The following is a 21,945-nucleotide window of genomic DNA, read 5'->3' as shown; positions in this document are numbered from 1 at the left end:
CGTAAAGGACCGCGGATGCGAACCCGCGGAGGGCTCTCATGGCCGTCCCAGGCCGAAGGGGGTAACCGGTGGCCGGTGGACGGCCGGCCGTGGAACGGGTGGCGACGGGGGTCGCCCGGTTCGGCGGCACATGGTGACGGGCTCCGTCACCCGGCGGGACGGGATTTCCCGAACGGCCATTGCGCAGAGTAAGCCGAATGTCACAATTGGAGCAAGGCGCTTCCTTCCGGAAACCGGTTCCGGGGCACCGCCGGAGAACAGATGACTCAGGACGACCGTTTGGGCCCCTACCGGCTGCTCCGGCGGCTCGGTGCGGGTGGCATGGGCGTGGTGCACCTCGCCCTGGACTCCCACGGCAGGCAGGTCGCGGTGAAGGTGCTGCGCGCCGAGGTCGCCGGGGACGACGTCGCGCGCAGGCGGCTGTCCCGCGAGGTCGAGACGATGCGCCGCGTGCGCAGCCGGTACATCGCCGAGGTACTGGACGCCGACGTCACCGGCAGCCGTCCCTACATCGTGACCCGCTACGTCGCCGGCATGCCGCTGGACGAGGCCGTCAAGCAGGACGGCCCGCTCGGCGTCGCCGCCCTGCTGCGGGTGGCGCACGGCGTGGCCGACGCGCTCGCGGCCGTGCACGCGGCCGGGGTGATCCACCGTGACCTCAAGCCGGGCAACGTCCTGCTGCTGGACGGCGAGCCCGTGCTGATCGACTTCGGCATCGCCCAGGCGGTGGACGCGACGCGGCTTACCCAGACCGGCATGTTCATCGGCACCCCCGGCTACCTCGCCCCCGAGATCATCGAGGGCCACGAGGCGGGGTCCGAGGTGGACGTGCACGCCTGGGCCGGCACGCTGCTGTACGCCGCGACCGGCCAGCCGCCGTTCGGCAAGGGCACGCTGGAGATGGTCTTCTACAACATCACCGCGGGCAAGGCGAACATCGACGCCGCCCCGGCGATCCTTCAGCCGTTGCTGCGGGGCGCCTTCCAGCGCGACCCCGCCAAGCGGCCCACCGCGGTGGAGCTGGCCGCGCAGCTGTCCAGGCTCGCGCCGCCGCCGGCCGGTTCGAACCGGCCGCGTTCCCCCGACGAGATCCGCACCATGCCGGACATGTCGGGCCTGACCCCTGAGCCCACCAACCCGTCCCGCAAGGCTCCCGCCACCGGCCCGGCCCAGGGCCCGCCCGCCGGGCCGGCCGGTCCGGCTCGGGGGCCCGTCACGGGGCCGCCTGTCGGGGCCGGTCGTCCGACCGGGGCTGCCGCGGGGCCGGTCGCCGGGGCCGACGAGTACGTGTCCCTGCTCAAGTCGCCGCAGGCGCCCGGGGATCCCTGGCCCACGGTGCGGGTGACCGGCGACGAGTTGCGCGCGGCGGGCCTGCCCACCCCCGTGCCTCGCCCCGGCGCGGGGGACTCCGCGGAGGGGCGCACGCCCGAGGGCGACGTGCCCACCCGGTTCGCGCCGCCCGCCACCGGGTCGTACTGGCAGGCCGCACAGCAGCCCGCGCCCGACCAGGGCGAGGTGCCGACCAGGCGGGTCCGTCCCGAGGAGCTCGCCCTCGACCGGGACGCCCAGGGCCGCAACACCGCCGCCCGGCCCGGCCACCCGGGGCAGTCCGGCCCCCAGGGGCACCCGGGCCAGCAGGGCCAGAACGCCCAGCCGTCCGGGCAGCCCGGCCAGGGCACGCCGTACGGTCAGCCCGGCCAGTACGGCCAGAACGCGCAACACGTCCAGCACGGTCAGCTAGCCCAGCACGGCCAGGAGGCCCCGCCGCGACGGCAGCAGGGATACCCGGCCGGGCAGGCGCCCACGCCGTACGGCCAGAGCGGCCCGGCGCAGGGCGGCACGGGTCAGGGCGGTACCGGTCAAGGCGGCGCGGGCCACGGCGCGCGGCCGGGGTCGTACAACCAGGCGTTGTTCGAGCAGCCGTCGGAGGTCTACGAGCGGACCCCGCACGTGCGGGGACCCGTCCAGCCCGCCCAGAACCAGGGCTACGTCCCCACCGTGCACCTGCCGCCGGACCAGACCCCCGCCTTCGTCGGGGCCGGCCCGGCCCGCACCGGGCTGCCCGAGACATCGGCCCTCTACGGCGTCGCCTCGATCCTCGCGCTGATCATCGTGGTCGGCGCGGCGGTCGTGGCGCCGGTGCTGGCGTCGGCGGTCGTCGTGCCCGCCGCCGTGCTGCTGCGCGCCGCGGACATCGCCCACCAGAAGCACGGCCGCTCCGGCCTGCTGCGCGGGTTCGCGCCCGGCGCCCTGCTGAAGTCGATCGGCGTCACCCTCGCGCTGGTGCCGTACGCCCTCATCCTCGGCGTGCCGGTCACGCTGGTGCTGGCCTTCCTGGTGCGGCACGTGCCGGTGGGCACCTGCCTGAGCTGGGGCGTCGCCGTATCGTTGTGGATCGTCTGCGCGGGCCCGGGCGTGGAGGGGCCGGGCCGCCAGATGCGCAGGACGCTCGCCGCGGCGTTCCCCGAGCGGGGCGCCGCCATCGGGCTCGCCTCGATCACCGGTCTGCTGGCCGCCGCGGTCACGGCCTACGCGGTGATGACCCTGGTCGCGCCGGCGGGGGACGCGATCTGGAGCCCGGTGAACATCGACCACTGGCTGCAAGAGCTGCAGAGCCTTCGGAGGAAGGCGGGATGACGGGGGAACGCGTGCCGGACACGATGGAACGACTCGGTCCCTACCGCCTGCTACGCCGCCTCGGCGAGGGAGGCATGGGGGTGGTCCACCTCGGGCTCGACGAGGAGGGCAGGCAGGTCGCCGTCAAGGTCCTCCACCCGCACGTGGCCGCGGACCTCAAGGCCCGCGACCGGCTGACCCGCGAGGTCGAGACCATGCGCCGGGTGCGCAGCCCGCGGGTCGCCGAGGTGCTGGACGCCCGGCTCACCGGCCGCCAGCCGTACATCGTGACGCGGTTCGCGCCGGGCCGCACGCTCGAAGAGATCGTGCTGACGGACGGCCCGCTGTCCGCGCAGCAGGTCATCCGCCTGGCGCGGGGGCTGTCCGAGGCGCTGATCGCCATCCACAACGCCGACGTGATCCACCGCGACCTCAAGCCGGCCAACGTCATGGTGGTCAACGGCGACCCGCTGGTCATCGACTTCGGCATCGCCCACCTGGTGAACGCCACCCGGCTCACCCAGACCGGCATGTTCGTCGGCACCCCCGGCTACCTCGCGCCCGAGATCATCAGGGACGAGGAGATCACGCAGGCCGCGGACGTGCACGCGCTGGCCGCCACGGTGTTCTTCGGCGCCACCGGCCGGCCGCCGTTCGGCACCGGTTCGTTCGAGTCGGTCTGCTACAACATCATGGAGGGCCGGGCCGACGTCGAGCGGGCACCCGGCTGGCTGCGCGGCTGGCTCCACTCCGCCCTCGCGGTGAACGCCTCCGCGCGGCCGGACGCGTACGGGCTGCTGTCGCGGTCCCGGGCGCTGGACCCCAGCGTCACCGCCTTCCAGGAGTCCCCGCCGCGCACCGACCAGCCCGGCCACACCCGCCGGATCGACCCCGCCGGCCCGGACGCGGCCCCGTACGGAAGCCCCCGCCCGCCCGGCGGCGTGCCGGACGGCACCCGGGTGCTCGACGGCGCCGCCTCCCCGAACGGCGCGGGCGACGACCTGCCGCCCACCAAGCGCACCCGGCCCGTGTACGAGGACAGCTACTCCGACCTGCTGCCCCCCGTGCAGTACGCCGAGCCGCCCGACCGGCCGAAGCGCAGCCGCGCGGAGAGGCCCGCCGCGGGAGCGGTCCCGGCCGCCCCGCCGCCCGCCCCGGCCTACCCCCCGCCGCCCTACGGCCCGCCGCACGGGCACGCCCCGGCGCCGTACGCCGACCAGCGCGTCGCCGGATACCCGCCGCCCCCGCCGTCCGGGCGCCCCACGCCGGTGGCCCCGCCGCACCAGCCCCGGCCGCACGTGCCGCCGCAGCCCGCCGAACGCGAGCCGCGCCAGCCGTACCGAACCGGGCATCCCCTGCTCGCGGCCCTGCTGCTCGTCATCGCGGTCTCCGGGGCCCGCATGCTGCCCGTGCTGGTCGGCTCGCTGATGGTCGTGCTCGCGCTGTGCCTTCGGGTCGGGGAGTACCTGTGGGGCGACCTGGCGCAGCGGCGCTCGATCAGGGGCAGCAGCCCGAGCGACCCGCTGCTCGCCGTGCTCGGCACGCCGTGGGCGCTGGTCAAGGCGGCGTTCGCCACGTTGCTGGCCACTCCGGTGGCCCTGATGTTCGGGGTGCTCGTCTGGGGCGGGCTGTACTACGCGGCCGGGTTCCGGGACACCGGGTCCGGCGGCGACTCCGCCGCCGCGTGGGGCGCCGCGGCGTTCGTCGCGGGCCTGTTCCTGCTGCCCGGCGGTGGCAAGCCGCGCAAGGCGGTGGCGCGCAGCCTCACCGCGGTGATCCGCAGCCCCGGGGCGGGCATGGTCGTGACGATCATCGTGGGCACGGTGGCGTTCCTGGCCGTGGCGACCGCGCTGAACACCATCCCCTCGTGGGTGCCCTGGCGCCCGCCGTCGGACGCGATCAGCGCGCTCGGGCAGTCGGCCAGGGACAGCGCCATGGGAGTGATCGGCGGCCTGCTGAAAGACCTGCTCGGCCGCAACGGCTTCGGGTTCTTCCCGTTCGGGAGGTGATACCGCCGTTTCCCCGCACGTGACCGTGGAAAGGTGAGGGGAACAGGCGGGCCGGAAGGAGTCGCATTGGGCGTGCCTACGGCGGACCGGCTGGGGCCCTACCGGCTGCTGTCCCGGCTCGGGGCCGGGGGGTTCGGCGAGGTGCACCTCGCGCTGGACCCCGAGGGCCGTACGGTCGCGGTGAAGGTGCTGCACCCGCACGTCGCCGCGGACGAGACCGCGGTCGCGCGGCTGGCCAGGGAGGTCGAGACCATGCGGCGGGTGCGCGGGGCGCACATCGCCGAGATCCTCGACGCCTCGCTGGAGGGCACCCGGCCGTACATCGTCACGCGGTACGTCCAAGGGCGCTCCCTGGCCGCGCTGCTGGCGGGCGGGGAGCCGCTGCGGGGAGGCGACCTGATGCGGCTGGCCCGGGGGCTGGCCGAGGCGCTGGCGGCGATCCACGGCGCGGGGGTGGTGCACCGCGACCTCAAGCCCGCGAACGTGATCATCGCGGACGGGGAGCCGTACGTCATCGACTTCGGCATCGCCTACGCGCTGGACTCGGCGTCGGTGACCGCGTCGGGGGCGGTGCTGGGCACGCCCGGCTACCTGGCGCCGGAGGTGCTTGAGGGCGGGAGCGTCGGGCCGGAGGCCGATGTGTTCTCGCTCGGCGCCACGCTGGCGTACGCCGCGTCGGGCCGCCAGCCGTACGGCACCGGCCCGGCGTCCGCGGTGGCCTACCGCGTCGTGCACCACCCGCCGGACCTCGGCGAGGTGCCCGCCTGGCTGGCCCCGCTGCTGGAGGAGTGCCTGCGGACGGCCCCCGCGGAGCGGCCGACGGCGGAACGGCTGTGCGCCAGGCTGGGGACGGTCGCGCCGCCGCCCATGGAGCCGCGGCGGGCCGCGGGCGGGGACGAGCCCACGACGATGGAGTGGCGGCCGGCCCGCGCCCGGGACGAGCGCGCGTCGTCGACCTCGGTGGAGGAGGCGCGGGCGCGGCACCGGGAGAAGGTACGTAGGCGCTGGGTGGTGTCCACAGGGGTGGTGGCGGGTCTGGCCGCCGCCGCGGCCGAGGCGTACGTGCCGGAGGTGGCGTTGCTGCTGCTGTCGGTGTACGGCGTCGGGGTGCTGGTGGACGCGGGGGTCGGGCTGGCGGCCGGCACGCGGGCGCGCGCGGTGTTCGACCTGGTCAGCGGGGCGGGTACCGTCGGTCTGTACGCCTTGCTGAGCACGGTGTTCAGCCCCTTCACCCTGTTGCTCGCGCTGGCGACCGTGCTTGTCGTGCTGGTGATGGTGGCCTTCGCGGGGTGAGGCCGCGGTCTGGAATAATGTTCGGTATAGGGTGGCCGGGAGAGTGGTGATCCGCCGCGGCGGGTCCGGACGCCCGGCCCGCTCGCGGGATCCGTAAGCTACTGTCGAGTAACATGAGGCGAGACGCGCGCGTACCCCGCGCGCGCGGACGAAACGGCGCCCGAGCGCCTGGGATACGGGAGGTCGGCCACCGGCCATGAACATCGTCGTCTGCGTGAAGCAGGTCCCCGACACGGCGACCGAGCGCAAGCTGAGGTCCGATGACAACACGCTCGACCGTGACGCCGCGGACGGCGTCATCAACGAATTGTGCGAATACGCCGTCGAAGAGGCCCTCAAGGTCAAAGAGGCCCACGGCGGCGAGGTGACCGTCCTCACCATGGGTCCGGCCAGGGCCACGGACACGATCCGCAAGGCCCTCGCCATGGGCGCCGACAAGGCCGTCCACCTGGTGGACGACGCCCTGCACGGCTCCGACGCCCTGTCCACGTCGTACGCCCTGGCGGAGACGCTGAAGCGGATCGGCTTCGACCTGGTCATCCTCGGCTCGGAGTCCACCGACGCGCGCACCGGCATGCTCGCCGCCATGCTCGCCGAGCGGCTCGGCGTGGCGCAGCTCACCCTCGCGTCCAAGGTCGACATCGACGGGACGTCCGTGACGATCCAGCGGGTCACCGACTACGGGTACGACCGGGTCCAGGGCACACTGCCCGCCGTCGTGTCCGTGGTGGAGAAGATCAACGAGCCGCGTTACCCGTCGTTCAAGGGCATCATGGCCGCCAAGAAGAAGCCGGTCGAGACCCTCGGCGTCGCGGACGCCGGGCTCGACGCCGGGCAGGTGGGGCTGGCCGCGGCCTGGAGCGAGGTGGCCGAGTTCGCCGTGGCGCCGCCGCGGGCCGCGGGGACGATCGTCAAGGACGAGGGCGACGGCGGGAGCAAGACCGCCGACTTCCTCGCGTCGAAGAAGTTCATCTGAGGAGTGACCGATGACTGAGATTCTGGTTCTCGTCGAGCACGTCGACGGCGCGGTCAAGAAGGTCACTCTGGAGCTGCTGACGCTGGCCCGCACCCTGGGCTCGCCGTCGGCGGTGTGGGCGGGGCCGGGATACTCCCCGGACGCCCAGGCCAGGCTGGCCGAGTACGGCGCCGAGAAGATCTACGTCGCGGACGCCGGCGAGCTGGCCGACCACGTCGTCGCGCCCAAGGCCGAGCTGCTCGCCCAGCTGATCTCCGCCGCCGCCCCCGCCGGGGTGCTGGTGGCGGCCACCGCCGAGGGCAAGGAGGTCGCCGGGCGACTGGCGATCAAGACCGACTCCGGCGTCATCACCGATGCCGTGGGCCTTGGCGAGGGCTTCGTCGCCGAGCAGTCCATCTTCGGCGGCGGCGTCAACGTCAAGTCCCGCGTCCGCAAGGGCACCCCCATCGTCGCCGTCCGCCCCAACTCCACCGCACCCCAGCCCGTGGCCGGCGCCGGTGCCGAGGAGCGCGTGGAGGTGGCCCTGTCCGACGTCGCCAAGGCGGCCCACGTCGTCGAACGCGTCAAGCAGGAGAAGGGCGCCCGCCCCGAGCTCACCGAGGCCTCCATCGTGGTCTCCGGCGGCCGCGGCGTGGGTTCCGCCGAGAACTTCGCCGTGATCGAGAAACTGGCCGACTCCCTAGGCGCCGCCGTAGGCGCCTCCCGAGCCGCCACCGACGCCGGCTGGTACCCCCACCAGTTCCAGGTAGGCCAAACCGGCAAAACGGTCTCCCCCCAGCTCTACATCGCCGCCGGCATCTCCGGCGCCATCCAGCACCGCGCCGGCATGCAGACCGCCAAAACCATCATCGCCATCAACAAGGACCCCGAAGCCCCCATCTTCGAACTGGCCGACTTCGGCGTAGTAGGCGACCTCCACCAGGTAGTCCCCCAACTAACCGAAGAGGTCGAAAAGCGCCGCTAGCTCCAGCGCCCCCGGCCCCGCCGAACCGACCCCGGTCCGGCGGGGCCACCGCGTCTCCGGCCTTCGGTACCCACCTCTCCCGATCCCTGGATGCTCATCCCAACCGGCGCCGCGACGGCGGGAGGCAGCACGGCGAAGTCGGCGCCGCCGTACGGCGGACAACCCGGCGTGTGTGCGGCGCCGGTGAAATGGTCCTCGCGGAGGCCGCGCTCCGCGCGAAAGCCGCAAGGGCTGTGCTTATACGGGGGACACCCCCGCACCCCCGAGCCTGCCGGCCCGTCCCTTTCCCGCCGCCTTGGCTCCGCCCTCGAACATCGCTGGTGACGTCCCCTGAGAATTAGGGCGATCTTCGCCCCTGCCACAAGGATCAGTGGTGACGAGCACCGGAGGCGGCACACGCCGGATGCGCGCCGTACGACGGCGCCGATTCCGCCGTACCACGTCCCGCCGACCCGGCGCCGACAGAACACACCCCTGCGAGCGCGAGTTCCGCGCTTCGCGGAGCTCTCCCGGGGCGTCGGCACGCCGCCCACCCCGGCCGTCCCCGCGCTGGTCGGCTGGGGCGTTTCCACGCCGATCGCCCGGGGTGTTCCTGCGTCGGCCAGCGGGACGTCCCCGCACTAAGGATCAGTGGTGGCGAGGGCCGGAGGCGCCAGACGCCGGGTGAGCGCCGTACGACGCCGCCGTGTTCGCCGTACCACGTCCCGCCGACCCGGCGCCGACAGAACACGCCCCTGCCAGCGCGTGGCCCCGCTTCGCGGAGCCTGGCCGGGGCGTCGGCACGCCGCCCACCCCGGCCGTTCCCGCGCCGGTCGGCTGGGATGTCCCTGCGCTGATTGGCTGGGGTGTCCCTGCGCCGGTCGCCTGGAGCGTCCCTGCGCTGAGCACCCGGGCTGTCACTGCGCTGGTCACTGGGGACGTCCCCGTGCCGAGCGCCTTGGGTGTCGGTAGGACGAGCGCCTTGGGTGTCAGTACCCCGGTACTCCGGGACGCCGTCACGCCAGTCGGCTGAGGTGCCGGCGTGCCGTGATCGGTGGGGCGGCGGAGACGGGTGCGGCGGAGGGAGGAGGTGGGGCGGGGGGAGGGGGTGGGGAGGAAGTGGGCGGTTAGGGCGGTGGCTAGGCCTAGGGCGATGGTTATGGTTAGGGCGGTGCGTAGGGAGGTGGTGTGGGTGAGCATGCCGATCACTACGGGGCCCAGGAGGAGGCCGGCGTAGCCCATGGCGCCGGTCTGGGCGATGGCGGGGCCGGGGGTGCGGGTGGCGGCGCCGGCCAAAGAGAGGGCCATGGGGGAGATCGTGGCTACGGAGAGGCCGATCAGGACCATTCCGGCGATGGCGATCACTATCGACGAGGTGGTCAGGACCACCGCGAAGGCGGCGGCGGTGGCCAGGCCGGAGGCCATGATCAGGCGGCGGGCGCCGACGCGGGAGCGCAGGCGGTCGCCGGCCAGGCGGGACACCAGCATGCCCGCCTCGAAGATCGGGTAGCCGATCGCGGCGACGGCCTCGGGGGCGCCGATGGTGTCGCGCAGGTACAGGCCGTTCCAGTCGGCGACGGCCCCCTCCACCATGAAGGCGGCGAAGGCGATCACGCCGAGCAGGTAGACGACGGGAGGCAGACGACGGCGTCCCTCCTCGGCGGAGGGGGCGGCGGCCAGGTCGGGCAGGTACGTCCGGCTGAGCAGGAACGAGGCGGGGATGGCCGCCGCGGCGACCAGTGCCAGGTTGGCGGTGAACGACATGCCGAACGAGATGGCGACCGTGCCGAGCACACCGGCGGACATGGCGCCGACGCACCACCCGGCGTGCATGCCGTTCATCAGCGGCCGGCCGTAGGCCCGCTCCACCGTCGCGCCCTGGGCGTTCATCGCCACGTCCACCGTGCCGAAGAACATGCCGAACAGCGCGGACGCCGCCACGACCAGCGGGTACGACGGCGCCGCCGCCACCGCGAGCAGCGAGACCGCGCACAGCGGCGCCCCGATCCGCAGCACCGCGCCGCTGCCCACCCGGGCCATCACCCCGCGCATGGCCTGCATCGCCACCAGGGCCCCAAGACCCCAGGCGAGCAGGACCACGCCCATCGACGCCTCGGATATGCCGAGTTTGTCGGTGAGGGCGGGAATGCGCACGGTATACGTGCCACACACCAGTCCGGCGAGAACAAAAGTGAGGATCACCCCGTACCGGGCGGTCCTCAGGGCGCGGCTCATCAGCGTTTCCTTTCAAGATCTTCGGGGCGGCCCGCAGTGCGCGGGCATGCGGCGTCATCACACGCCGGAGGGGGTGTACGGCATGCGTGCGTGACGAAACAGACGTGAGGTGAAAAGGGAGAAGGACGCGGACGGGACCGAGGTCAGACCGTCACGCGGGCAGGAGGGCGCAGAGCCTGCGGTGCAAGTCTTCGTACTGGGACTCGTCGTAGAAGCCGGGGTCGTGTGTCGCCACTTCCCACAGCCCCTCACAGGCCAGCCGGACGATCCGGGCCGCCATCGGGTCCGGCTCGTCGGCCAGGCCCTCCCGATGCCAGCGCGCCATGGCCTCGCGTAACGGGGCGAGCAGGTCGGGATCGCCCGCCGCGCCGGTCACCACGGCCCAGCGTCTCAGCCGTCCGCTCCGGACGGCGAGGAATGTCGCCGCGAGGTAAGCCCGCGTGTAGGAACGCTCGTCCTGCGCGGCCACCAGCTCGTCGAAATCGCGGACGAGCCGCTCGATCAAGCCTCTGATCAGGGCTTCCTTGGTGCTGAAGTGATAGAGAAGACCGCCTTTGCTCACGCCGGCGCGCTCGGCCACGGCCGACAGCGTGAGGCACGGGGCCCCCTGCTCGGCCAGCAGCGTCTCCGCGGCGTTCAAAAGCTCATCTTTTCTCACACCCGTTACTATACCGGCCGGACGGTACAGGGGGCAAAGTGGGTACTCTTGAGTACGCCATGGCTTATCTCGACCACGCGGCGACCACGCCCATGCTCCCCGAGGCGATCGAGGCGATGACCGCACAGCTCGTGCGGGTCGGCAACGCCTCGTCACTCCACTCTGCCGGCCGCCGCACCCGCAGAGTCGTCGAGGAGTCCCGCGAGACCATCGCCGGCGCCCTCGGCGCTCGCCCGAGCGAGGTGGTCTTCACCGCCGGCGGAACCGAGGCCGACAACCTCGCCATCAAGGGCCTGTACTGGGCCGGGCACGCCGCCACCGGAGCCGACCGCGTGCTGATCAGCGCGGTGGAACACCACGCCGCCCTGGACCCCGCCCACTGGCTCGCCGACCGCCAGGGCGCCTCGGTGGAGTCCCTGGAGGTGGACGAGTACGGCAGAGTCCACCCCGAGACCCTGCGCGCCGCCATCGAGCGCGACCCCGGGCGGGTGGCGCTGGTCAGCGTCATGTGGGCCAACAACGAGGTCGGCACCGTCCAGCCGGTCGCCGAACTGGCCGCCATCGCCGCCGAGCACGGCATCCCTTTCCACACCGACGCGGTCCAGGCCGTCGGGAAGCTCCCCGTGTCGTTCGCCGAGTCCGGCGTGGCCGCGCTCACCGTGTCCGGCCACAAGCTCGGCGGCCCGATGGGCGTCGGCGCGCTGCTGCTGGCCCGCGGCGTCGACCCGGTCCCCGTGCTGCACGGCGGCGGCCAGGAGCGCGAAGTCAGGTCGGGCACCCTGGACACCCCCGCCATCGCCGGCTTCGCGGCGGCCGTGCGCACGGCCGTGGAGCGCCGCGACGAGAACGTCGCCCACCTGCGCTCCCTGCGGGACCATCTGATCGCCGGAGTCCGCGCGGCGGTCCCCGACGTGATCCTCAACGGCCACCCCGACGACCGCCTCCCCGGCAACGCCCACTTCTCCTTCCCCGGCTGCGAAGGCGACGCGTTGCTGATGCTCCTGGACGCCAAGGGCATCGAGTGCTCCACCGGCTCGGCCTGCTCGGCGGGCGTCGCCCAGCCGTCCCACGTCCTGCTCGCCATGGGCTCGGACGCCGTCCGCGCGAGAGGCTCCCTGCGCTTCTCCCTCGGCCACACCTCCACCCTGGCCGACGTGGACCGCCTGCTGGAGGTCCTCGGCCCGGTCGTCGAACGCGCCCGGCGCGCCGGGGTCGGCTGAACCCAAGCCGGCGTCGGCCACGCCGGTCGCGCGAAACCGGCCAGCCGGTTCTCGGCGGCCGGGTTTCGGGCTTTGTCGTCTAGAAGATCACGTCGAAGGCGGACCAGTTGTTGCTGATGTTCTCGCCGGTGCCGCTGGCGAAGCCGCCGGTGCCGTTGCCTCGGTAGAGGTGGAGGTCTTTTGTGGTGGCGTTGCGGGCGAGGATGTCGGTCTTTCCGTCGCCGTTGAAGTCGCCGGGGGAGAAGATGGTGTCGAAGGCGGACCAGTTGTTGCTGATGTTCTCGCCGGTCCCGCTGGCGAAGCCACCCGAGCCGTTGCCCCGGTAGAGGTGCAGATCCTTCGTGGTGGCGTTGCGTGCCAGGATGTCGGCGTTTCCGTCGCCGTTGAAGTCGCCGGGGGAGAAGATGGTGTCGAAGGCGGACCAGTTGTTGCTGATGTTTTCGCCGGTGCCGCTGGCGAAGCCGCCTGAGCCGTTGCCTCGGTAGAGGTGGAGGTCTTTTGTGGTGGCGTTGCGGGCGAGGATGTCGGCGTTTCCGTCGCCGTTGAAGTCGCCGGGGGAGAAGATGGTGTCGAAGGCGGACCAGTTGTTGCTGATGTTTTCGCCGGTGCCGCTGGCGAAGCCGCCTGAGCCGTTGCCCCGGTAGAGGTGCAGATCCTTTGTGGTGGCGTTGCGTGCCAGGATGTCGGTCTTTCCGTCGCCGTTGAAGTCGCCGGGGGAGAAGATGGTGTCGAAGGCGGACCAGTTGTTGCTGATGTTCTCGCCGGTGCCGCTGGCGAAGCCGCCTGAGCCGTTGCCCCGGTAGAGGTGCAGATCCTTCGTGGTGGCGTTGCGGGCTAACACGTCGGCGTTCCCATCACCGCTGAAGTCACCGCCGGCGCCGCCGTCCTCGACGATGTTGTTGTAGCGGATCGGGCGGTAGTCCTGCATGCTCGACCAGGACTCGCTGCCGACCTGGCCGTGGGAGTTCGTGCTCGGCCCCTTGGCCCAGTCGTTCTGCCAGCCGTCGCCGTCCGGGTCGGCGCCGCCGTTCAGGGAGTACGTCCAGGCGCCCTGGCTGTGGTCGGCGGAGTTCTTCCACCGGGCGAACAGCTCCATGTGCCCGTCCTTGAGGATGGCGTCCCCCGGCCGAAGATCGTGCAGGCTCGACAGGTAGCGCTTGCCGGACCAGCCCGCGAAATCGGAGGTGCTGTTCCCTCCCTTGCCGGAGTTCGCCGTGATGTGCCAAGCCATGGACACCAGCCCGGAACAGTCGGGCCCGTACCTGTGCGACCCGTCCACATCGGTGACAAGCGTGTTGGACCGGCGCGTCAGGTTGTACTGAACGTTGCGGCTCACCCAGTTCTGCGCCCGAGTAAGCACCTCAGAACGTGTGATGGGCCCGCCGGCGGTACTCGCCGCGCTCGCGTGGTTCCTCTTCATGCCCACGTCGAGGGCGACGAGGGCGAACATGGCGGTGACGAGCGCCGCGAATATGGCGACGGCGCGGAACAAGGTCAGGCGGATGGCTGATTGGTACATGGCTGCTTTCCTTAGGGATTCCTGTGGGTGGAAGACCGATACGCGTCGCTGCGGATCCTCTGGAAGTTCTCGATAGAGCGACCGGCCGTTCAGAAGATCATGTCGAAGGCGGACCAGTTGTTGCTGATGTTTTCGCCGGTGCCGCTGGCGAAGCCGCCGGTGCCGTTGCCTCGGTAGAGGTGGAGGTCTTTTGTGGTGGCGTTGCGGGCGAGGATGTCGGTCTTTCCGTCGCCGTTGAAGTCGCCGGGGGAGAAGATGGTGTCGAAGGCGGACCAGTTGTTGCTGATGTTTTCGCCGGTGCCGCTGGCGAAGCCGCCGGAGCCGTTGCCTCGGTAGAGGTGGAGGTCCTTTGTGGTGGCGTTGCGTGCCAGGATGTCGGCGTTTCCGTCGCCGTTGAAGTCGCCGGGGGAGAAGATGGTGTCGAAGGCGGACCAGTTGTTGCTGATGTTTTCGCCGGTGCCGCTGGCGAAGCCGCCTGAGCCGTTGCCTCGGTAGAGGTGGAGGTCTTTTGTGGTGGCGTTGCGGGCGAGGATGTCGGCGTTTCCGTCGCCGTTGAAGTCGCCGGGGGAGAAGATGGTGTCGAAGGCGGACCAGTTGTTGCTGATGTTTTCGCCGGTGCCGCTGGCGAAGCCGCCGGTGCCGTTGCCGCGGTAGAGGTGGAGGTCTTTTGTGGTGGCGTTGCGTGCCAGGATGTCGGTCTTTCCGTCGCCGTTGAAGTCGCCGGGGGAGAAGATGGTGTCGAAGGCGGACCAGTTGTTGCTGATGTTCTCGCCGGTCCCGCTGGCAAAGCCACCCGAACCGTTGCCCCGGTAGAGATGCAGATCCTTCGTGGTGGCGTTCCGCGCTAACACGTCGGCGTTCCCGTCACCGCTGAAATCGGTGCGTGAGAGCCCGCCCGAGACGGTGTCCACGATGATCTGCGCGTCGCCGGCCTGCGGCTGGTACCGGTCCGGGTAGGCCGAGACCTGGACCGCCTGGCAGACCTCGCCGATGGGGGCCGTCCGCCAGGAACCGTTCGGATACTTCGACTGCATCTTGTTCAGGAACGCGCTCGTCGCCCAGGTCGGATTGAGACGCTGAGCCCTGGTGCCCCAGGACGCCCGCTGCTGGAACAGCCCCAGGCTGTCGTGGTCGAGTTCCTCGCTGATGTTGTCGATGCTGCTCTCGACGATCGTCGTGGTGATCGCGATCACGGCGGCCCGCGAGTGCAGGCCCCTGTCGGCGACCGCTTTGATCACCATCCGGGCGCACGACACCCGGTACGCCGACATGTAACCGCGCATCTTCGCCCTGAGCTTGCCGTTCAACTCCGCGGCGAGGCGGGCGTCGGCGGACGTGGGCCCGGCGGGGTCGCACGCCGCGAGGGCCCGCGCCGCGTTGACGTCACTGGCTTTCGGCGAGGGCGTGGGGTCGGCCGCCGCGGCGGTGGGGAAGGCTAATATCAGCCCTGTCGAGATCGCCGCTACCAGACCGGCGGGCCGCTTGGCGTTTCGCGGTGCCCGGCGGGGCCGTGCGTGCGGAGGGTTCATAGAAGTCGTTCCTCTCGGTATCGGTCGAGACAAACGAAACTCCGACGTGCTCCAAATTCTCTGCAAGATCGCTGTAACTCACTGAAGTGATAGGCCCCGCCGCCCCGTGGGCCGGGAGAAACGCCTGGTCCACCCGCGGACGGCTCATTCAGGCGTCCGGCGGAGGTATGACCGCCCAATCAAGATCGCGGCAGGTGAAGCGAATGACTTCGCGCCGTCGCGCGAATCGGTAAAGTATCCATTCGCTGGAGACTCGACGGGTCAAATGAGGAGCCGGAGCCATGGCGTCACCGCGGGACGGGTACACCATCGGGCAGCTCTCCCGGATGTCCGGTCTGCCGGTGAAGACGATCCGTTTCTACTCCGACGCCGGTGTGCTGCCCGAGCGGGAGCGCACGTCGGCCGGGTACCGCGTGTACGGCGAGGACGACCTGGCGCGGCTGGAGCTGGTGCGGGCGCTGCGCGACATCGGGGTCGATCTGGCCACCATCCGGTCGCTGGGGGAGCGAGACCTCAAGCAGGTGCTCATGCTGCACCTGCGCACCGTGGAGACCCAGCTCAAGAACCTCCAGCGGACCAGGGCGGTGCTGCGGGCGACCCTTGACAAGGGGGATCCGTCGGAGGGCGATCTGCGCAGGCTCAACACCCTCGGGCGGCTCGGGGCGGCCGAGCGGGCGGCGCTGCTGGACTCGTTCGTCGCCGAGGTGGGCGGGGGCAACCGGGCCCGCGAGCAGTGGCTGACGGGGCTGCGTGAGGCGATGGTGCCCGACCTGCCCGCCGAGCCCACCTCGCGTCAGCTGGACGCCTGGCTGGAGCTGGTGGAGCTGATGGCCGACGAGGACTACCGGGCCAGCCTGCGCCGCCAGAGCGAGGAGTTCTGGGAGAAGCAGGAGCGGGAGGGGCCGACCGATCTGGAACGGTGGCGAGACGACAACCAGGTGGTCGCGGACACCGTGCTCGCCGCCATAGAGGACGGCGTGGACCCCGCCTCGCCGGAGGCCGTGCCGGTACTGGAGAAGGTGATCACCCTGCTCGCCGGCATGCACGGCACCGAGGACGGACCGGAGCACCGCCGGGCCCTGGCGCGGGCGTACAAGGAGCACGACCCGCGCGCCACCCGCCAGTGGGAACTCGCCGCGATCATCACCGGCGCCCCATGGCCACACCCACAGACCGCCGCCCACGACTGGATCGGCAAGGCCCTCCGCGCTCACACCTGACGGCGCGCACTTCAGCAGATCGACGAGAAAGAGGCCGCCAACCTGGCCGAATTCACCGAAGCGGGCCTCGGCGAAGGTGACGCCGCAACCTCTGGAGGACTCTCATGGCCACCAAGACCCACGCCTACATCTCCGAAATCCGCGCCCAAGGCCGCGAAGAGGGCCGCGAAGAGGGCGTGGTCGTGGGTGCGGCCAAGTCCATATTGCTGGTGCTGGAGGGGCGTGGTCTTGCGGTGACAGAAGAGCAGCGGTGAGGTGGGCCGTCAACGTTCAGGTGGTGGGCGGGGCGCCGGGGGTGCGGGGAAAGGTAGTCTCGAAGGGTTATGAGTCTTCGTGTGCTTGCCGCCATGTCGGGCGGTGTCGATTCCGCGGTGGCGGCGGCCCGGGCGGCTGAGGCCGGGTATGACGTGACCGGGGTTCATCTCGCCTTGTCGTCCAATCCTCAGTCGTATCGGACCGGGGCGCGGGGGTGTTGCACGCTGGAGGACTCCCGGGACGCGCGGCGGGCGGCCGACGTGATCGGGATTCCGTTCTATGTGTGGGACATGGCGGAGCGGTTCCACCGGGACGTGGTCGAGGACTTCGTCAGTGAGTACGCGGCGGGGCGCACCCCGAACCCCTGCCTGCGCTGCAACGAGAAGATCAAGTTCACGGCCGTGCTGGACCGGGCGGTGGCGCTCGGGTTCGACGCGGTGGTCACCGGGCATCACGCGCGGCTGGACGACGGGGTGCTGCGGCGCAGCGTGGACTCCGGCAAGGACCAGTCGTACGTGCTCGGGGTGCTGACCCGTGAGCAGCTCGGACGGGCGATCTTCCCGCTGGGCGATTCGACCAAGGCCGAGGTGCGGGTCGAGGCCGCCGCGCGTGGGCTCACCGTCGCCGACAAGCCCGACAGCCACGACATCTGCTTCATCGCGGACGGCGACACCCGCGGCTTCCTGGCCGAGCGGCTCGGGTCCGAGCCCGGCCCGATCGTGGACGAGTCCGGCGAGGTCGTCGGCGGGCACAACGGGGCCTATGGCTTCACCGTCGGGCAGCGCAAGGGGCTGCGGATCGACCGGCCCACCCCTGACGGCCGTCCTCGTTACGTCCTGTCCATCGAGCCGGTGTCCAACACGGTGACGGTGGGGCCCCGCTCGGCCCTGGCGGTCTCCTCGATCGTGGCGGAGCGCCCGGTCTGGAACGGCCCCGCCGCTGAGCCGCACCAGCCTCTGGCGTGCCAGGTCCAGCTGCGTGCCCACGGCGAGGTGTACGGGTGCCGGGTGCAGCTGTCCGGCGACGAGCTGCACATCCAGCTCGACACCCCGGCGACGGGTGTGGCGGCGGGCCAGGCGGCCGTCCTCTACGACGGCGACACCGTCATCGGCTCCGCCACCATCACCTCCTCGTCCTGAGCCCTGGCCCCCGGGCGCTCAGGGCAGGGTGACGCTCTCGCCGGGCTTGAGGCGGCGGAAATCGCCTGCCTGGTCCTTGCCGCGGCGCTCCAGGATGCTGTCGACCAGGAACAGCCCGATGTCGTTGTACAGGCCGTCGTGGATCGAATAGGCCCGCCGAGGGGCGACCTCACGCAGGTAGTCGACGTACTCGGAGGCCTTGAGCCATGGTCCCGTGGTGGGCGTGAGCAGCGTGCCCACCGGGACACTCGGCACGGTGAACGCGTCGCCGGGGTGGAACACCTCGCCGTCCACCAGGAAGCCGATGTTCGGCACCACCGGCATGTCGAACGCGACACGCGCGTGGTCCCGCCCGAGCACCCCGACCTCGAACCCGGCCGCGCTGAACGAGTCCCCTTCCCCCACGACGTTGACCTTCGTGCTGAGCCCTTCCAGCTGCGCGGCCACCGCCCCGCACGTCCAGATCTGCACCTGAGGCCCCAGCGCGGCCAGACGCTTGACCTCCAGATGGTCGAAGTGCTCATGCGTGATCAGGACGGCGTCCGCCCCGTCCAGCGCCGACTCCTCGGTGAGCCCGCCGGGATCGATGACCAGCGTGGCCCCGTCCTTCTCCAGCCGCACGCACGCGTGCCCATGTTTGGTGAGCTTCATACCTCCCATCATGACCCGCATCACCTCACCACTCCCATCCGCCACCCGATCCCAGCCGCGGAAATACTGGACCGCGGACAGGAAAGCGGACGGGGGATCCTGAAGACCGGACGGCGGATCCCGGACTCCAGGCCGCGTTACCACATCTCGGCCCGAGGGGCCTCGCTCTGTCCACAGCCCCGTCGTTCGTCCACAGGGCGGGGACCGGCGGGTGCCGCCGGTCCTAAGCTTCGGGCTGTGAACGACTTTCCCTGGAATACCGCTACGGCGACCGGGGTCGGGTCCCATCCGGGTACCGACCACGTCGAGGCGCTGCGCGTGGTGTTCGGCGAGTTGCCCGACCTGCCCTACCTCCCCGAGTTGCCGGAGCGCGGGGTGGGGGCCGACATGATCGGGCGCACCGCCTCCCTGCTGCTTGAGCTGCCGGTCGAGGTGCAGCCGTCCGGCTGGCGGATGGCCGGCCACCCGGGGCGGGACGCGCGCCGCGCCGGCGATCACCTGTCCCGCGACCTGGACGGGCTGGAGGAGCTCGCGCTGGGCTACGAGGGGCCGCTGAAGATCCAGGTCTGCGGCCCGTGGACTCTCGCGGGCGCCATCGAGCTGCGGTACGGCGACAAGATGCTGGCCGATCCCGGCGCGGTGCGCGACCTCACCGACTCGCTGGCCGAGGGCCTGGCCGCGCACATCACGGCGGTGCGCACCCGGGTGCCGGGCGCGCGGGTGCTCGTCCAGCTGGACGAGCCGGGGCTGCCCGGCGTGCTGGCCGGCGACGTGCCCACCGCCTCGGGCTTCGGGCGGCTGGCCGCGGTGGAGCCGCCACTGGTGGCCGAACGGCTGAGAGCCGTGGTGCCCGCCGACGCCTTCACCGTGATCCACTGCTGCGCCCCCGGCGTGCCGTTCGACGTGCTGAGCTCCACCGGCGCCGGTGGCCTCTCGCTGGACCTCGGCCTGCTGCGCCGCCGCGACGAGGACCACCTCGGCGAGGCCATCGAGGCCGGCACCGCCCTGTTCCTCGGCGTGGTCCCCGGCACCGGAACCCGCCTCCCTGACAAGGGCGTCGTGGCCAAGCCCGCCATCGAGCTCTGGCGCCGCCTGGGCTTCCCCCCCGGCCGCCTGGCCGACCAGGTCGTCCTCACCCCGTCCTGCGGCCTCGCGGGCGCCTCCCCGCCCTACGCCCGCGCCGCGCTCGCCCGCTGCCGCGAGGCGGCCCGGGTCCTGCACGAGGACCCGGAGAGCCATGAGAGCTGACGCCTGGTAGGGGTTGGAATGGTGGGGGTTGTGGGGGGATGGTGGCTATGGCGAGGTTCGTGGAGAAATGTCGGTGCTGGATGGCATGGTAGGAGTAACGATTCCCCAGGTAGAGCGGCTAAGCGGGGGTGCTGGAGCCCGTCGCCGGCCGTAGCGTTCTGCAGGGGGGCGAGCGATGAGGGGAGATGGCATGACTGCTGAGGTGGAGGGCGTTCCGGTGAGTGCGCGGGATCGTCACGCCGAGCTCGCCGAGCTGGCCGACGAGGCCAACTGGCGGTACTACGTGCTCGACGCGCCCACCGTCAGCGATGGGGAGTACGACGCGTGGATGCGCGAGCTGCGTGAGCTGGAGGAGGCGCATCCCAGCCTGCGGACCCCCGATTCACCCACCCAGAAGGTCGGCGCGCCGATCTCCACCGAGTTCGCGCGGGTCAGCCACCTGAGGCGCCTGGAGAGCCTGGACAACGCCTTCAACGGCGCCGACCTCGCCGGCTGGCAGGCGAGGGCCGAGCGGCTGCTGGAGCGAGACCCCGCGCCGTACCTGTGCGAGCTGAAGATCGACGGGCTGGCTATCGCCCTGGTGTACGAGAAGGGCCGCCTGGTCAGGGGCGCCACCCGCGGCGACGGCCGGGTCGGCGAGGACGTGACCCCCAACGTGCGCACCATCGCCAACATCCCGCACCGGCTCACCGGGGACGTGCCGGACCTGCTGGAGGTCCGCGGTGAGGTCTACCTCTCGGTCGAGGGCTTCGAGAGGCTCAACGAGCAGTTGATCGCGTCCGGCAAGCCGCCGTTCGCCAACCCGCGCAACTCGGGGGCGGGCTCGCTGCGGCAGAAGGACCCGCGGATCACCGCCCAGCGGGCGCTGCGCATGATCGTGCACGGCGTCGGCGTCTGGGAGGGCGGGCCGGCGTTCCCGTCCACCCAGTCCGGCGTCTACGAGAAGCTGCGGGACTTCGGGCTGCCGGTCAGCGAGCTGTACAAGGTCCTCGGCGGCCTCACCGAGATCGACGAGTTCGTCGAGTACTACCGGCAGCACCGCCACGACACCGAGTACGAGATCGACGGCGTGGTGGTCAAGATCGACCGCATCGAGCTGCAGCGGCAGCTCGGCTCCACCTCCCGGGCGCCCCGGTGGGCGATCGCCTTCAAGTACCCGCCGGAGGAGGTCAACACCAAGCTCCTGGACATCCAGGTCGGCGTCGGCCGCACCGGCCGTGTCACCCCGTACGGCGTGATGGCGCCGGTGATCGTGGCTCAGTCCACGGTGGAGCGGGCCACGCTGCACAACGCCTCCGAGGTGGCGCGCAAGGGGGTGCTGATCGGCGACACCGTGGTGCTGCGCAAGGCGGGCGACGTGATCCCCGAGATCGTCGGCCCCGTCGCCAGCCTGCGCGACGGTACCGAGCGCGAGTTCGTCATGCCCACCCACTGCCCGGAGTGCGGCACCGAGTTGCGGCACATGAAGGAGGCGGACGTCGACATCCGCTGTCCCAACGCCCGCTCGTGCCCCGCGCAGCTGCGCGAGCGCATCTTCTTCGCGGCGGGCCGGGGCGCGTTCTACATCGAGGGGCTCGGTTACGTCGCGGCGACCGCGCTGACCGCCCCCGAGCCGCCGGAGCAGCCGCCGGTGCGCACCGAGGCCGATCTGTTCGACCTGACCATCGACCAGTTGCTGCCGATCAGATCGGTGGTGCGCGACCAGGACACCGGCCTGCCCAAGACCGACCCGGAGACCGGCCAGCCCAAGATCGTCACGCTCTTCGCCAACATGGACGGCAAGCCCAGCAAGAACGCCGAGCTCATGCTCGCCCAGTTGGAGAAGGCCAAGCAGCAGCCCCTGTGGCGCGTCCTCGTCGCCCTCTCCATCCGCCACGTGGGCCCCACCGCCGCCCAGGCCCTCGCCACGGCGTTCCTCTCCCTGGACCGCATTTTCGGAGCCTCCGAGGAGGAACTCGCCGCGGTGGAGGGCGTGGGCCCCACCATCGCCGCCTCCATCCACGAGTGGTACGCCGAGGACTGGCACCGCGAGATCGTCGACCGCTGGCGCGCCGCCGGCGTCCGCATGGCCGACGATCCCCCCGTGGCCCAGGGCCCGCAGTTCCTCACCGGCCTGACCTTCGTCGTCACCGGCACCCTGGAGGCCTTCACCCGCGACGAGGCCGGCGAGGCCATCACCGGCCGCGGCGGCAAGGTCACCGGCTCGGTCTCCAAGAAGACCAGCTTCCTGGTGGCCGGCGAGAACGCCGGCTCCAAGTACGACAAGGCCGAAAAACTAGGCGTCCCCATCCTCGACGAGGAGTCCTTCCAGACCCTCCTCCAACACGGCCCCGAAGCCGTGACCCCCGCCACGGACCCCGTGACCCCCGCCACGGACCCCGTGACCCCCGCCACGGACCCCGTGACCCCCGCCACGGACCCCGTGACCCCCGCC

At 71.6% G+C, this 21,945-nt stretch carries 16 protein-coding genes; 11 read left to right on the top strand and 5 right to left on the bottom strand.

Annotated elements, in window-relative coordinates; translation table 11 throughout:
* Positions 1-261 precede the first annotated feature (261 nt).
* From ACFP1K_RS10075 to ACFP1K_RS10055, 5 genes are all read left to right on the top strand, one after another.
* Positions 262-2,637 carry a serine/threonine protein kinase gene (locus ACFP1K_RS10075; RefSeq protein WP_380749523.1) on the top strand — a complete coding sequence of 792 codons (2,376 nt, stop codon included), beginning with the start codon at positions 262-264 and terminating at the stop codon, positions 2,635-2,637.
* Entirely contained in the window at positions 2,634-4,625 is a 1,992-nt protein-coding gene (locus ACFP1K_RS10070; protein WP_380749520.1) for a serine/threonine-protein kinase, read from the top strand. The genes ACFP1K_RS10075 and ACFP1K_RS10070 overlap by 4 nt, the downstream gene beginning before the upstream one ends.
* A 72-nt stretch (positions 4,626-4,697) precedes the next feature.
* Positions 4,698-5,918 (top strand): serine/threonine-protein kinase, encoded by a 1,221-nt coding sequence (locus ACFP1K_RS10065; RefSeq protein WP_380749517.1) that lies wholly within the window; start codon positions 4,698-4,700, stop codon positions 5,916-5,918.
* Positions 5,919-6,114: 196 nt separating this feature from the next.
* Positions 6,115-6,894: an electron transfer flavoprotein subunit beta/FixA family protein gene (locus ACFP1K_RS10060; RefSeq protein WP_380749514.1), complete on the top strand. Its 780-nt coding sequence runs from the start codon at positions 6,115-6,117 to the stop codon at positions 6,892-6,894.
* Positions 6,895-6,904: 10 nt separating this feature from the next.
* On the top strand, positions 6,905-7,858 hold the full coding sequence (locus ACFP1K_RS10055) for an electron transfer flavoprotein subunit alpha/FixB family protein (protein ID WP_380749511.1): 954 nt from the start codon (positions 6,905-6,907) through the stop codon (positions 7,856-7,858).
* 627 nt (positions 7,859-8,485) lie between these two features.
* Here ACFP1K_RS10055 and ACFP1K_RS10050 read toward each other — a convergent pair.
* Positions 8,486-10,072, bottom strand: a complete 1,587-nt coding sequence (locus ACFP1K_RS10050) for an MFS transporter (RefSeq protein WP_380749508.1) — start codon at positions 10,070-10,072, stop codon at positions 8,486-8,488.
* Positions 10,073-10,223: 151 nt separating this feature from the next.
* Entirely contained in the window at positions 10,224-10,730 is a 507-nt protein-coding gene (locus ACFP1K_RS10045) for a TetR/AcrR family transcriptional regulator (RefSeq protein WP_380749505.1), read from the bottom strand.
* Between the two features lie 59 nt (positions 10,731-10,789).
* On the opposite strand from ACFP1K_RS10045, the gene ACFP1K_RS10040 reads away from it, so the two are divergent.
* The gene (locus ACFP1K_RS10040; protein WP_380749981.1) at positions 10,790-11,950 is read left to right on the top strand and encodes a cysteine desulfurase family protein; all 1,161 of its coding nucleotides are present in this window, start codon (positions 10,790-10,792) and stop codon (positions 11,948-11,950) included.
* 79 nt (positions 11,951-12,029) lie between these two features.
* Here the strand turns inward: ACFP1K_RS10040 and ACFP1K_RS10035 are convergent, their stop codons facing one another.
* The gene (locus tag ACFP1K_RS10035; RefSeq protein ID WP_380749503.1) at positions 12,030-13,469 is read right to left on the bottom strand and encodes an FG-GAP repeat domain-containing protein; all 1,440 of its coding nucleotides are present in this window, start codon (positions 13,467-13,469) and stop codon (positions 12,030-12,032) included.
* A gap of 89 nt (positions 13,470-13,558) precedes the next feature.
* Positions 13,559-14,998, bottom strand: coding sequence for an FG-GAP repeat domain-containing protein (locus ACFP1K_RS10030; RefSeq protein WP_380749499.1), 1,440 nt, complete (start codon positions 14,996-14,998; stop codon positions 13,559-13,561).
* Positions 14,999-15,279: 281 nt separating this feature from the next.
* Between ACFP1K_RS10030 and ACFP1K_RS10025 the strand changes: the two genes are divergently transcribed.
* From ACFP1K_RS10025 to mnmA, 3 genes are all read left to right on the top strand, one after another.
* On the top strand, positions 15,280-16,218 hold the full coding sequence (locus tag ACFP1K_RS10025) for a MerR family transcriptional regulator (protein ID WP_380749496.1): 939 nt from the start codon (positions 15,280-15,282) through the stop codon (positions 16,216-16,218).
* A 104-nt stretch (positions 16,219-16,322) separates the two neighbouring features.
* Positions 16,323-16,472 (top strand): hypothetical protein, encoded by a 150-nt coding sequence (locus ACFP1K_RS10020; protein ID WP_380749493.1) that lies wholly within the window; start codon positions 16,323-16,325, stop codon positions 16,470-16,472.
* A gap of 69 nt (positions 16,473-16,541) precedes the next feature.
* Complete coding sequence (gene mnmA, locus ACFP1K_RS10015) at positions 16,542-17,612, top strand: tRNA 2-thiouridine(34) synthase MnmA (protein WP_380749490.1); 1,071 nt, start codon at positions 16,542-16,544, stop codon at positions 17,610-17,612.
* Positions 17,613-17,630: 18 nt separating this feature from the next.
* Here the strand turns inward: mnmA and ACFP1K_RS10010 are convergent, their stop codons facing one another.
* Positions 17,631-18,263: an MBL fold metallo-hydrolase gene (locus ACFP1K_RS10010; protein WP_380749487.1), complete on the bottom strand. Its 633-nt coding sequence runs from the start codon at positions 18,261-18,263 to the stop codon at positions 17,631-17,633.
* Between the two features lie 237 nt (positions 18,264-18,500).
* On the opposite strand from ACFP1K_RS10010, the gene ACFP1K_RS10005 reads away from it, so the two are divergent.
* Positions 18,501-19,511 carry a methionine synthase gene (locus ACFP1K_RS10005; protein WP_380749484.1) on the top strand — a complete coding sequence of 337 codons (1,011 nt, stop codon included), beginning with the start codon at positions 18,501-18,503 and terminating at the stop codon, positions 19,509-19,511.
* A gap of 190 nt (positions 19,512-19,701) precedes the next feature.
* The coding region (gene ligA / locus ACFP1K_RS10000; RefSeq protein ID WP_380749481.1) for an NAD-dependent DNA ligase LigA at positions 19,702-21,945 on the top strand (2,244 nt) is incomplete at its 3' end.

The sequence above is a fragment of the Sphaerisporangium aureirubrum genome (assembly GCF_042658925.1).
GTDB lineage: Bacteria > Actinomycetota > Actinomycetes > Streptosporangiales > Streptosporangiaceae > Sphaerisporangium > Sphaerisporangium aureirubrum.
This window is presented reverse-complemented; position numbering and strand designations above follow the sequence as displayed.

Coding starts and splice junctions, on each gene's coding strand:
- ACFP1K_RS10075 (WP_380749523.1), top strand. CDS start 262: ATGACTCAGGACGACCGTTTGGGCCCCTACCGGCTGCTCCGGCGGCTC.
- ACFP1K_RS10070 (WP_380749520.1), top strand. CDS start 2,634: ATGACGGGGGAACGCGTGCCGGACACGATGGAACGACTCGGTCCCTAC.
- ACFP1K_RS10060 (WP_380749514.1), top strand. CDS start 6,115: ATGAACATCGTCGTCTGCGTGAAGCAGGTCCCCGACACGGCGACCGAG.
- ACFP1K_RS10055 (WP_380749511.1), top strand. CDS start 6,905: ATGACTGAGATTCTGGTTCTCGTCGAGCACGTCGACGGCGCGGTCAAG.
- ACFP1K_RS10050 (WP_380749508.1), bottom strand. CDS start 10,072: ATGAGCCGCGCCCTGAGGACCGCCCGGTACGGGGTGATCCTCACTTTT.
- ACFP1K_RS10040 (WP_380749981.1), top strand. CDS start 10,790: ATGGCTTATCTCGACCACGCGGCGACCACGCCCATGCTCCCCGAGGCG.
- ACFP1K_RS10035 (WP_380749503.1), bottom strand. CDS start 13,469: ATGTACCAATCAGCCATCCGCCTGACCTTGTTCCGCGCCGTCGCCATA.
- ACFP1K_RS10030 (WP_380749499.1), bottom strand. CDS start 14,998: ATGAACCCTCCGCACGCACGGCCCCGCCGGGCACCGCGAAACGCCAAG.
- ACFP1K_RS10025 (WP_380749496.1), top strand. CDS start 15,280: ATGGCGTCACCGCGGGACGGGTACACCATCGGGCAGCTCTCCCGGATG.
- ACFP1K_RS10020 (WP_380749493.1), top strand. CDS start 16,323: ATGGCCACCAAGACCCACGCCTACATCTCCGAAATCCGCGCCCAAGGC.
- mnmA (WP_380749490.1), top strand. CDS start 16,542: ATGAGTCTTCGTGTGCTTGCCGCCATGTCGGGCGGTGTCGATTCCGCG.
- ACFP1K_RS10010 (WP_380749487.1), bottom strand. CDS start 18,263: ATGAAGCTCACCAAACATGGGCACGCGTGCGTGCGGCTGGAGAAGGAC.